The 12464-nt window shown below is 68.3% G+C and carries 8 protein-coding genes; 5 read left to right on the forward strand and 3 right to left on the reverse strand.

Translation table 11 applies throughout. The annotated features are described in order from the left end of the window. Nucleotides 1-140: 140 nt before the first annotated feature. From lepB to ppdK, 5 genes are all read left to right on the forward strand, one after another. Nucleotides 141-713 carry a signal peptidase I gene (gene lepB, locus BN3560_RS13385; RefSeq protein WP_096228435.1) on the forward strand — a complete coding sequence of 191 codons (573 nt, stop codon included), beginning with the start codon at nt 141-143 and terminating at the stop codon, nt 711-713. Between the two features lie 67 nt (nt 714-780). Further along, entirely contained in the window at nt 781-1743 is a 963-nt protein-coding gene (locus tag BN3560_RS13390) for a glycine--tRNA ligase subunit alpha (protein ID WP_087191641.1), read from the forward strand. Then, on the forward strand, nt 1736-3826 hold the full coding sequence (glyS, locus tag BN3560_RS13395) for a glycine--tRNA ligase subunit beta (RefSeq protein WP_096228436.1): 2091 nt from the start codon (nt 1736-1738) through the stop codon (nt 3824-3826). Before BN3560_RS13390 ends, glyS begins: the two co-directional genes overlap by 8 nt. Before the next feature lie 4 nt (nt 3827-3830). Next, complete coding sequence (locus BN3560_RS13400) at nt 3831-4727, forward strand: pyruvate, water dikinase regulatory protein (protein ID WP_087191639.1); 897 nt, start codon at nt 3831-3833, stop codon at nt 4725-4727. Between the two features lie 65 nt (nt 4728-4792). Continuing rightward, nucleotides 4793-7531: a pyruvate, phosphate dikinase gene (gene ppdK, locus BN3560_RS13405; protein ID WP_096228437.1), complete on the forward strand. Its 2739-nt coding sequence runs from the start codon at nt 4793-4795 to the stop codon at nt 7529-7531. Nucleotides 7532-7772: 241 nt separating this feature from the next. Here the strand turns inward: ppdK and BN3560_RS13410 are convergent, their stop codons facing one another. The 3 genes from BN3560_RS13410 to BN3560_RS13420 all read right to left on the reverse strand — a co-directional run bounded on the left by BN3560_RS13410 (nt 7773) and on the right by BN3560_RS13420 (nt 12256). Next, nucleotides 7773-10184 (reverse strand): cation:proton antiporter domain-containing protein, encoded by a 2412-nt coding sequence (locus tag BN3560_RS13410; RefSeq protein ID WP_096228438.1) that lies wholly within the window; start codon nt 10182-10184, stop codon nt 7773-7775. 307 nt (nt 10185-10491) lie between these two features. Further along, a complete protein-coding gene (locus BN3560_RS13415; RefSeq protein ID WP_096228439.1) occupies nt 10492-11529 on the reverse strand; it encodes a DUF5692 family protein in 1038 nt (345 codons plus the stop codon). A 109-nt stretch (nt 11530-11638) separates the two neighbouring features. Further along, nucleotides 11639-12256, reverse strand: a complete 618-nt coding sequence (locus tag BN3560_RS13420; RefSeq protein WP_096228440.1) for a TetR/AcrR family transcriptional regulator — start codon at nt 12254-12256, stop codon at nt 11639-11641. Between the last annotated feature and the right edge of the window lie 208 nt (nt 12257-12464).

The following is a 12464-nucleotide window of genomic DNA, read 5'->3' on the forward strand; positions in this document are numbered from 1 at the left end:
CCCGGATTTCGCCCGCTGATCGGGAATTTCTGAAGAGTTTATCGAACGCGCCGGGCGTGCTGGCGCGAAGCGCTATCATATACGCTCGTGACTTCATCCGGGCGCCCTCCGCGCCCGTTCGGAAAGGATAGACAACCTTCATGGACTCCGGGCAACACGCCGAGCCGCGCCGATCGGGCGCGTTCAGGACCATCCTCAGCCTGCTGGTCATGGTGGCCTTCATCTTCGGGCTGTCATGGGCGCTGCGCACGTTCGTATTCCAGCCCTACGAGATACCCTCCGGCTCCATGGAGAACACCATCATGACCGGCGACATGGTGTTCTCGGAGAAGATCAGCTACTACCTGCGCGACCCCCAGCCCGGCGACATCGTGACGTTCCAGGACCCGGAGATCCCCGGCCGCGTGCTCATCAAGCGCTGCATCGCGGTGGGCGGCCAGACGGTCGACCTCGTGGACGGGCGCGTGGTGGTGGACGGCGTGGCGCTCGACGAGCCCTACACCCGCGGCCTGCCCTCCGAGCCGCTCAAGACGGCGCTCGGCGTGGAGGTGTCCTACCCCTACACCGTGCCCGAGGGGCACCTGTGGGTCATGGGGGACAACCGCACGAACTCCAACGACTCGCGCTACTTCGGCGCCGTCGACGAGGACACGCTCACCGGACGCGCCGCGCTCGTGTACTGGCCGTTCAACAACTTCGGCCTGCTGGACTAGCAGGCCCGCACCCAGGGATCGAAGCCGCCTCGCGCGACTGCATAGGATAGGGAAGACAAGGAGAGCCATGCCAACCGAAACCGAGCCCGCCGCCCGTGCGGCGGGGCAGGCGGCCGCCGAGGCGCTGCCGCCCACGTTCCAAGACGTCATCATGAGCCTGCAGCGCTACTGGGCGGGCGCGGGCTGCGTCATCCTGCAGCCCTACGACAACGAGGTGGGCGCCGGCACGAACGCCCCGGCCACCACGCTGCGCTCGCTGGGCCCCGACACGTGGCGCACCGCCTACGTGCAGGGCTGCCGCCGTCCCACGGACGGCCGCTACGGCGAGAACCCGAACCGCACGCAGCACTACTTCCAGTTCCAGGTGCTCATGAAGCCCTCGCCCGACGACATCCAGGAGATGTATCTGGGGTCGCTGCGCGCCATCGGCATCGACGTGGACGCGCACGACGTGCGCTTCGTGGAGGACGACTGGGAGAGCCCGACGCTCGGCGCGTGGGGGCTGGGCTGGGAAGTGTGGATCGACGGCATGGAGGTGACGCAGTTCACCTACTTCCAGCAGGTGGGCGGCTTCGAGTGCAACCCCGTGCCCGTGGAGATCGCCTACGGCCTGGAGCGCCTGACCATGTTCGTGCAGGGCGTGGACTCCATGTTCGACATCGTGTGGAGCCGCGGCGCCGACGGCGTCACGTTCACGTACGGCGACGTGTACCTGGAGAACGAGCGCCAGTACTCCACGTTCAACTTCGAGGTGGCCGACACCGATTTCCTGTTCCAGGAGTTCAACGACCGCGAGGAGGAGTGCAAGCGCACGCTCGCGGCGAACCTGCCGCTGCCGGCCTACGACAGCGTGCTCAAGTGCTGCCACACGTTCAACCTGCTGGACGCCCGCGGCGTGATATCTGCCACGGAGCGCATGGCCTACATCCTGCGCGTGCGCACGCTGGCAAAGGCCGTGTGCGCGAGCTACATGGAGCACGTGGTGGGCATGAAGCCCGCCGAGGAAGGGGAGGAGGCCGACCGTGGCTAGCCTGCATACGCTCGCCTTCGAGATAGGCACCGATGAGATTCCCGCGTTCGACCTGCACAAGGCCACGGGCCAGCTGGAGAAGCTCGTGCCCGAGGCGCTCGACGCCGTGCGCATCCCGCACGGGACCGTGTCCGTGCACACCACGCCCCGCCGCCTCATCGTGCTGGCAGAGGACGTGGCCGACGAGACCGAGGCGCTCCAGGAGGTGTTCCGCGGCCCGTCCGCCAAGATCGCGTTCGACGCCGAGGGCAACCCGACGAAGGCCGCCATCGGCTTCGCGCGCGGCAAGGGCCTGGACGTGGAAGCGCTCGAGCGCCGCGAGGAGAACGGCGCCGAGTACGTGTTCGCTGAGCGCAGCGTGCCCGCCCGCGACGTGGCGGAGCTTTTGCCCGGCGTGCTGGAGGGCGTGATCACCGGCATCTCCTGGCCGAAGTCGTGCCGCTGGGGCACCCGCAGCGAGTTCTTCTCGCGCCCGGTGCGCTGGCTCGTGGCCCTGCTCGACGAGCGCGTGGTGCCCGTGGAGTTCGCGGGCCTCACGGCCGGCAGGCTCACGCGCGGCCACCGCTTCCTGGCCCCCGGCCCGCACGAGGTGGCCGCGGCCGCCGACCTGCTCCCTGTGGTGGAGGGCGCCTTCGTGGTGACGAGCGAGCAGGCGCGCGAGCAGCGCATCCGCGCAGGCGTGGCGGAGGCGGAGGCCCAGACGGGCTACCGTGCCGAGCTGCCCGAGAAGACGCTTCTGGAGGTGGTGAACCTCTCCGAGTATCCCACGGTGCTCGTGGGCACGTTCGACGAGGAGTTCCTGCGCGTTCCCGAGGAGATCATCGTGGACGCCATGCTCATGCACCAGCGCTACTTCCCGCTGTACGACGGGGAGGGCAGGCTCACGAACAAGTTCATCGTCGTGACGAACGGCGACCCGGCGCATGCCGCCACCATCATCGACGGCAACGAGCGCGTGGTGCGCGCGCGCCTGTCCGATGCGAAGTTCTTCTACGAGGAGGACCTGAAGCACCCGCTGGAGACGTACGTCGACCGCCTGGACGAGGTGGTGTTCCAGGAGGTGCTCGGCACCATGAAGGACAAGACCGACCGCATCGCGGCGCTGGCGCGCCACCTGGCCGCCGACGCGCAGCTGGGCGCGGCGGACGCCGCCGATGCCGAGCGCGCCGCGTACCTGGCGAAGGCCGACCTCGTGACGAACGCCGTGGTGGAGTTCACGAGCGTGCAGGGCGTCATGGGCTCGTACTACGCCGAGGCGTCGGGCGAGAACGAGCAGGTGGCCCGCGCCATCGCCGACCACTACCGCCCGCGCTTCTCCGGCGACGAGCCGCCTGCGTCCGACGTGGGGCGCGTCGTGGCCATGGCCGACAAGCTGGACACCATCTGCGGCCTGTTCGCCGTGGGCCAGGGCCCCACGGGCTCGTCAGACCCGTTCGCGCTGCGCCGCAGCGCCATCGGCATCGTGGCCATGCTGGAGGCCGGCCTGCCCGTGTCGCTCATGGGGGCCGTGGACGCCTCGCTCGCCACGTACGCGGATGCCGGCATCGGCTTCGATCGCGACGACGTGCGTGCCCAGGTGGCCGACTTCTTCGTCACGCGCACGAAGGTCATGCTGCGCGACTCCGGCGCGTCCCCCGACGCCATCGACGCCGTGCTGGCGGCAGGCGTGGAGGAGCCGGCCCAGGTCATCGCCCGCGTGCGCGCCCTCGAGGCCGCCCGCACCGGCGAGCGCGAGGCGTTCGACGATCTGGCCACGGCCTACGCGCGCGCCAACAACCTGCGCGACGCGGAGCTGGGCGAGGAGGTGGACGAGGCCCTGATGGGCGACGCCGAGCGCGCCCTCGCGTCCGCCGCGCGCGACGTGGAGTCGCAGGTGGCCGCCGCGCTCGCCGCCGACGACTACGCGGCGGCCCTCGCGGCGCTCGCCGACTTGCGCGCGCCCATCGACGCCTTCTTCGCCGACGTCCTCGTCATGGACGAGGACGAGGCCGTGCGGGCGAACCGCCTGCGCCTGCTGAACCGCTTCGTGGGCGTGTTCACGGACGTGGCCGACTTCGGCAAGATGGCGAAGGGCGGCAAGTAGCGCCATGGACGACCTCGTCTCGTACGGCACGCCGAGCGCCGGCCCCGGGGGCCTCCCCACCATACACGTGGTCAGCGACTCGGTGGGCCTCACGGCCCAGGCGGTGGCCCGCGCGGCCGCCGCCCAGTTCGGGGTCACGAACCCCGCCATCGAAGTGCTGCCGAAGGTGCGCACGTTCGAGGAGATCAAGTCCTTCATCGACGAGCACGGCGCCGTCCACCGGCAGAACTCGGGCGACGGGCGCATGCTCGTGTTCTACACGCTGGTGAACGGTCATCTGGCGGGCCAGCTGGCTGCCTATGCGGCAGCTCGCGACGACATCGTGGCGGTGGACCTCATGACCGACGCCATCGGGGCCATCGCGCGCATGACGGGGCGCGATCCGTCCACTAAGCCCGGCGGCCTGCACGTGGCCGACCAGTACTACTTCAAGCGCATCGAGGCCATCGAGTTCACCATCGCCCACGACGACGGGCGCAACCCGCAGGAGCTCTCCCAGGCCGACATCGTGCTCTTGGGCGTGTCGCGCTCGTCGAAGACGCCCACGTCCATCTACCTGGCGCAGCAGGGCTACAAGGTGTCGAACATTCCGCTCGACCCCGCCACCGAGCCGCCGCGCGAGCTGCTCGACGTGGAGCGCACGAGGCTGTTCGGGCTCATGACCACGGCCGAGGTGCTCATCGGCATCCGCCAGCGCCGCCTGGGCAATGCGAGCGTGGTGGCGTCGAGCTACGCGGATCCCGAGTACGTGTACCAGGATCTCGAGAAGGCCCGTGCGCTCATGCGCAAACTCGGCTGTATTGTCATCCACACCGAAAATCGCGCCGTTGAGGAAACGGCTCAAGAAATTTTGCGCTACTATGAGCGCGCCCACCCTCCATCCGCTGATATGATGGGCTAGGCCTGCGAACCAGCAAGGGGTTCGGTACTCTGTACGATTGAAACGTCGCGTTTAAGGAGAAAAAGGTGACCGAAGAAGTCAAACGAGTCTATGCATTCGGCAAAGACGCTCAGGGCAACAACGTAACCGAGGGCAACACGCACATGAAGGCGCAGCTGGGCGGCAAGGGCGCCAACCTCGCCGAGATGGCCAACATCGGGCTGCCCGTGCCTCCCGGCTTCACCATCACGTGCCAGACCTGCATGGAGTACGCCAACGCCGACAACACGTGGCCCGAGGGCGCGCTCGACACCATCCAGTCCTACCGCGAGGACCTCGAGGCCCGCATGGGCAAGAAGATCGGCGATGCGGCCGACCCGCTGCTCGTGTCCGTGCGCTCCGGCGCGCCGATGTCCATGCCCGGCATGATGGACACGGTGCTGAACCTCGGCCTGAACGACGAGTCCATCAACGGCCTCATCGCCCAGACCGAGAACCCGCGCTTCGCCTGGGACTCCTACCGCCGCTTCATCCAGATGTTCTCCAACGTGGTCATGGGGCTTGACGGCGACCTGTTCGAGAACGCCATCACGTCCATGAAGAACGTGCGCGGCGCCGCCTCCGACACCGACCTCTCGGCCGACGACCTCAAGGAGCTCGTGGCCGAGTTCAAGCAGATCTTCTCCGAGAACGTGTCCGCCGAGGAGTACCCGAGCCTCGTGGTGGACGGCTCCGTGCAGTTCCCGCAGGACCCGAGCGCGCAGCTGCAGCTGGCCATCGAGGCCGTGTTCGGCAGCTGGAACAACCCGCGCGCGGTCCTCTACCGCAAGCAGAACAAGATCGCCGACGACCTGGGCACCGCCGTGAACGTGCAGTCCATGGTGTTCGGCAACAAGGGCAACACGTCGGCCACGGGCGTGGCGTTCACGCGCAACCCTGCCAACGGCGAGAAGGAGTTCTACGGCGACTACCTGGTGAACGCCCAGGGCGAGGACGTGGTGGCCGGCATCCGCAACACGAGCCCCATCGCAGACCTCAAGCACGTGGAGGGCCTGGAAGAGGCCGGCCGCGAGCTGGAAGAGGTGTTCGTCACGCTGGAGAACCACTTCCGCGACATGTGCGACATCGAGTTCACCATCGAGCAGGGCAAGCTCTGGATGCTCCAGACCCGCGTGGGCAAGCGCACCGCCGCCGCCGCGCTGCACATCGCCATCGAGATGGAGAAGGAGGGCCTCATCTCCAAGGAGGAGGCCGTCATGCGCGTCGACCCCGAGCAGCTCGACCAGCTGCTGCACCCGCAGTTCGACAAGAACGCCTCCTACGACGTGGTGGCCAAGGGCCTGAACGCGTCCCCCGGCGCCGCCGTGGGCGAGGCCGTGTTCTCGGCCGCCGACGCCGTGGCCGTCACCGAGGCCGGCCGCAAGTGCGTGCTCGTGCGCTGGGAGACGAACCCCGACGACCTGGCCGGCATGATCGCCGCCGAGGGCATCCTCACGTCGCATGGCGGCAAGACGAGCCACGCGGCCGTCATCGCCCGCGGCATGGGCGCGCCGTGCGTCTGCGGCGTGGAGGCCCTGAAGATCGACGCCGAGAAGAAGGAAGCGGCCGTGGCCGGCACGGACATCGTCATCCGCGAGGGCGACATGGTCTCCATCGACGGCACGACGGGCTCCGTGGTGCTGGGCGCCGTGGATCTCGTACTGCCCGAGCTCACCGGCGACCTGGACACCATCCTGGAGTGGGCCGACGAGTTCCGCACCATGGGCGTGCGCGCCAATGCCGACAACCCCGAGGACGCGGAGCTCTCCCGCAGCTTCGGCGCCGAGGGCATCGGGCTCTGCCGTACCGAGCACATGTTCCTGGGCGACCGCAAGCAGATCATCCAGTCCTTCATCCTGAACGACGAGCCGGCCATCCGCGAGAAGGCGCTCGCCGACCTGCTGGAGGCCCAGACGGGCGACTTCTACGGCATGTTCAAGGCCATGGACGGGCTGCCGGTCATCGTGCGCCTGCTCGATCCGCCGCTGCACGAGTTCCTGGAGAGCCCGCGCGACCTGGAGGTGGAGATCGCGCGCCTGGAGGCGTCGGGCACGCCGGCCGCCGAGCTCGCCGACAAGCGCCAGCTGCTGAGCCTGGTGGACGCCATGGCCGAGGCGAACCCGATGCTCGGCCTGCGCGGTTGCCGCCTGGCCATCCTCTACCCGGAGCTGCCGGCCATGCAGACGCGCGCCATCGCCACCGCCGCCGCCCGCCTGAAGAAGGAGGGCCTGGACCCCGAGCCCGAGATCATGATCCCGCTCGTGAGCGTGCTTCCCGAGCTGGAGACGCTGCGCGGCGAGGTTGAGGCCGTCATCGCCGAGGTGTGCGAGGCCGAGGGCGTGGAGCTGGACATCCCCATCGGCACGATGATCGAGCTGCCGCGCGCGGCCGTCACCGCCGACGAGATAGCCACCCAGGCCGACTTCTTCAGCTTCGGCACGAACGACCTGACCCAGACGACGTTCGGCTTCAGCCGCGACGACGTGGAAGCCAAGTTCATCCCGCGCTACCTGGAGCGCCGCATCCTGCCGTGCAACCCGTTCGAGACGGTCGATGCCGGCGTGGCCGCGCTCGTGGACATGGGCTGCACGAAGGGCCGCGCCACGAACCCGGACATCCAGCTGGGCGTGTGCGGCGAGCACGGCGGCGACCCCGACTCCGTGAAGACGTTCCACAAGATCGGCCTCACCTACGTGAGCTGCTCGCCCTACCGCGTGCCGCTCGCGCGCCTCGCCGCCGGCCAGGCGGCGCTGGCCGAGAAGATGGGCGACCACCGCGACAAGTAGGCCGTTCGCCAGCACCCGGCACCTCACGGAGGGCCCGCAGCTGCGGGCCCTCCGCCGTTTTCGGGAAGCGCGCCCACGCAGCTGCGCGCGGACGGCGGGGAGGGCGGCCGGTTCCGAAGGCCGCGAGGTCGCTTTCGTCCGGGTGCGGCGGCGCGTGGGCGCCCAGGCTATACTCCCGATGACCCCGCCTCTCCAAGGAGGCGGGGAGTGCTCGCCCGGCCGGGGAGCGGTGGCTCACCACTCACCTGCCGGCGAAGGGGACGTCGTCTTCCTCCTCCTGCCTTGCGGACGGAGGCTGCGGGAGGATGGCGGCCTGCCCGATGAGCTCCGCTGCGCGGGCGGGATCGCCGACGAGCCAAACGCGGTCGCCGGCGAACAGCCGCGTGTTGCGGGAGGGCTTCATCCTCAGGAGCGCCTCGTGCTCGTGGGCCACGACCAGGCTGCCGAAAGTGCCCTTGAAGTCATTCGCGGCTATGGTCTTGCCTGCGAAGGGAGAGCCGGCCTCAACGTCGAGCGCGAAGCAGGCGGCGTCGAAGCGCGCCGGGCCGTGCGCGAGGTAGGTGTCGAGCATGGCGCTCTCGGCCTCGTCCTCTTCGAGCGAGCCGTCCTTGAGCATGCTCTGCAGGTAGGCGTCCACCTCGGCCTCGGTGCCGAGGAACGCCAGCACGTCGCCCTCGCGCACGCCGAGGGGGTCTTCCGGGTCGTTGATGCGTCGCGTCAGCTCCTCCTTCGAAAGGCGTGCTACCTCGTTCTCTCCCACCCGCCGGCCGTCGCGCACGATGGCCATGAGGTCCAGGTTGTGCGCGATGCCGAACATCACGTCGGTGGAGCGCTCGGAGCCGAGCAGCCTGAGCGTGCGGGACGCCTCCACCTCCACGGCGTACAGGTGCTTTTCCACCCAGTTGGCATGATCCTCGTGGGAGAGGCTCGCCCGGCGCTCGGCCAGCACGCTTTCCTTGAGGTTGCCGGTGAAGCTCGTTTCCAGCTTGAGGAACAGCGAGTGCAGCGTGCGCGAGCGGCCGAGCACGAGGGTGCAGGCAATGCCGAGGAGCGCCATCCACGCGAGGTTGTCCGCTCCGGCCGCGTAGGCGATGAACAGGACCGACCCGAACGAGACGGCGATGCCCGCCGTCGAGAGCGCCACGAGGGCGGGGCGGTTGCGCCGGCGGCGCATCCACAGCGCGCCGAACTCGTTCTTGCGCCACGTGTAGAACAGGTTCGCCATGAAGATGCCCGTGACGAGGATGCCGAGGACCGCCATGCCCACGGTCAGCAAGGGCGCGGGCGCTATGCCGTGCAAGAGGCGCGGCACCATCCTCACGAGCACCTCCACCGAGGCCACGGCGCTGAGCACCACGAGCCCCGCCTTGAAGAACCAGCGCTTCAGGTAGTCGCGCCACAGGTTCTCGCCCTCGTCGTCGGCATCTTCCTCGGCCGCCTCTGCGCGCCGCTCGAGGAAGGCGAGCGCTCGTGCGGGCAGCGCGCGCACGAGCAGGCGGTAGACGCGCTCGGAATTGCGCACGAGCAGGGGCGAGGCGAGCGAAGTGACCACCGATACCGTGACGATGACGGGGTAGAGGAAATCCGCGGTCGCGCCGAGCGAGAGCCCGAGCGCTGCAATGATGAACGAGAACTCGCCGATCTGGGCGAGGCTCAAGCCCGCCTTCACCGCCGTCCTGAGCGACTGGCCGGACAAGAGCGCGCCCAGGCAGCAGAAAAGCGAGCGGCCCGCCACCGTCACGACGGCCAGCAGCACGACCGCTCCCAGGTTGTCGAGCACGGCCAAGGGCGCTACCAGCATGCCCACCGAAACGAAGAACACGGCGCCGAACAGGTCCTTGAGCGGTTTGAACAGGGCTGCGATGCGCGGGGCCTGCACGGTTCCCGCGAGGATCGACCCGGCCATGAACGCGCCGAGGGCCGAGGAGAACCCGATGCCCACGGCGAGCGCCGCCATGCCGAAGCACAGCGCGATAGAGGCGACGAGCAGTATCTCGTCGTTAACCGTGTCGCGGATGCGCTTGAGGGCGCTCGGCACCACGATGACGCTCAGCGTGAACCATACGATGAGGTAGAGGGCCATGCGGCCGATCTTGAGTGCGACGTCCGCCGGGTCGGCGCCGGCGCCGGCGCCGACCGTGGAGAGCACTGCGAGCAGGAACACGGCCGCGATATCCTCGATGACGAGGACGCCGAACACGAGCTCGGCGAAGCCCTGGCCCTTGATCCCCAGGTCGGTGAACGTCTTCACGATGATGGACGACGACGAGATGGCGAGCATCCCGCCGAGGAACAGGCTCATGACGAACGGCCAGCCCAGAAGCGTGCCCACGATCAGCCCGAGCGCGATCATGAGCGACATCTCGGTGGCGGCGGTCACGATGGCAGGACGGCCCACGGTGGTGAGCTTGAGCACGCTGAACTCCAACCCCAGGCCGAACATGAGGAATATGACGCCGATGTCCGACCACGTGGTAATGCTGGCCGTGTCCACCACGGTGGGCACCCATACGATGGCCGGGCCCACGAGGAAGCCCGCCAGCACGTAGCCCACCACGAGCGGCAGCCTGAAGCGCCGGCACGCGATGGTTACGACCGCCGCCACCGCGAGGATGAGGGCGAGGTCGGTGATGAGCTGCGGCAGGTTCTGCATGGGTTCCTTCCTGGGCGGGGGGTGCCCGGCGTCGCAGGAGCGCGGCATCCAACCACCCTATTCTAGCAGGTCGATGCTCCTTGCGCCCCGCCGCATCTCGTGCCGCGGCGTCGCTGACCGATCGGAGCGCATGCCGATCGGTGTCCCGCACGTGCGCCTTGCCGACAGCGGGCCGCGGCCAGGCAGTAAGGGGGGCGGCAAGGGCGAGGAGGTCCTCTCACCGGTCCCGTGCCACCGAAAGAAGGAGCCCGCCGGGAACGGCGGGCTCTAGGGAGCGGGTCGGTTCGCTGGTCGGATCCGGAGGAGCTTACGCTCCCTGCGGGGCGGCGTCGTCCAGGTCGGGCTTGGGATCGCTCGGCAGCTGCGGCGCGTCCTCGCGACGGGCCATGGCCTGGTCGTAGTCGCGCGTTCCCACGAACACCTCGTTCAGGTACGGGTTCACCTTGAGCTTCCTGGCGCGGTACATGATGTAGGCGAAGGCGGCCACGTTGGCGACGAGGGCGATCACCGACACCACGAGGTTCACGTTCGGGTTGTTCACCGACTGCACGCTGAACACGCTGTAGTCCTGGAACGCGGGGAACACCTGCGCGAACATGCACCAGATGGCCAGCGTGAACGCGCGGTTCTGGATCCAGCCGCCCTTGTTCCAGAACATGGCCGCCACGGTGGGGGCCAGAAGCAGCGCGAGGCCGCAGTAGAACGAGTGCGTGGGCAGGCAGTTGTAGGTATAGCAGAAGTTCCACAGGTCGTAGGCCAGGATGAACACCCACGTCATGTCGGGCCACAGCATGTCCTGCTTCTTCTTGGACACGTAGATGCCGAACCAGCCGGTCATGCAGGCGATGTTGATGAGGCCCGCCACGCCGTTGAACACGTTGTGCCAGCCGCCGTAGAGCGTGACGCCCTCGGAGGACACCCAGGTGGTGCCGAACGCGCGGAAGGCGCTCTCGAAGTCGCTCACCACGGCGATGAGGATGTTGATGGCCACGATGACGAACGGGAAGCACTTGAACCAGTGCGACTTGCCGATCTTGCCCCACCGGTACTTGAGCGCCATGAAGCCGATGCACCCGATGGTGGCGGCGTAGAGCTTCGCGTAGTGGAACCAGCTGTTCATGTGCAGGTACGTGGGGTTGTTGAGCGCCCAGTCGGCGCCCATGCCGGCGCCGACGTAGATGGCGACGAAGTACGCCGTGAGCGCCAGCGGCACGCCGATGAAGCAGACGGTGCCGCCGATCTTCGAGCGTCGCGCGACCTCGTTGATCAGGATGAGGCCGATGAACACCATGGCCCAGCCGAGCCACTGGTACAGGGCGTTCTCCCCGTAAACTTGGAACAACATGGAAACCCTCCTTTGTTCGGGTATGCTTCGCACAGGCCGCCTTCCGGCCTGCTGATTCCTAAGATGAGATGGTCGCGTGCCCTTGATGTGCCCGAGGCGCCGCGTGCGGCTAGCTTCCGCCGGGCGGGCTCGCGTCGCCGCGGTCCATGTGCAGGGTCTGGGCGATGAGGTCCTTCAGCACCTCGTCGCTGGCGTCGGGGTGCGTGCGCAGGTAGCCCACGATCCCCAGGATGAGCACGTAGAACGTCTCGTAGACGTGCTCGATGCGTATCTCGTGGAGCGCACCGTAGTCGCGCACCGTCGTCTCCACGATGTAGGAGGCCACGCGATCGGCCACGCGGTTCACGAAGTCGATGTAGAGCGCTGCGTTCTCGCGCGAGGCGAGCGAGCGGCGGAAGGCGTCGTGCTCGAACACGCCCAGCCGCATGAGCCTCACGACGCTGGCGAGCGCGCTCTCGATGTCGCCGGGATGGCGCTGTGCGTTCCAGTAGTGCGTCGCCTCGATGAAGTCCGCCACGTAATCGTCGAGCACGGCCGAGGTCACGGCCTCCTTGTCGGGGAAGTAGTGGTAGAACAGCGAGCGCGTCACGCCCACGCGGTTCGTGATGTCCTGGACGGAGGTCTTCGAGAGGCCCTGCTCCTCGTACAGCTCGCGGGCGGCGGCCACGATGTCGGCGCGCCGTTCTGCCGATGCCGCGTTGCGTGCTTTGTCGCCTGCGGTTTCCATGCTGCCCTCCTTGCGCTGCGCGGACCGGCTGCCCGGCGCGCCGGGCGTTCCGCGCCTGATCTGTCCGACCCCTGATGAGCGCAGCATACGCCCCTCGTTGACGGAGCGTCAATAGACAGTTTCGACGATTCGTCAACCCGTTGGGAGGGCGACGGGAGCGGCTCGGCGCGGCTGGCGCGGAGCGGTTGCTGACGGATGGCGCGCTGCC

It is taken from the genome of Gordonibacter urolithinfaciens (genome assembly GCF_900199375.1).
Lineage (GTDB): Bacteria > Actinomycetota > Coriobacteriia > Coriobacteriales > Eggerthellaceae > Gordonibacter > Gordonibacter urolithinfaciens.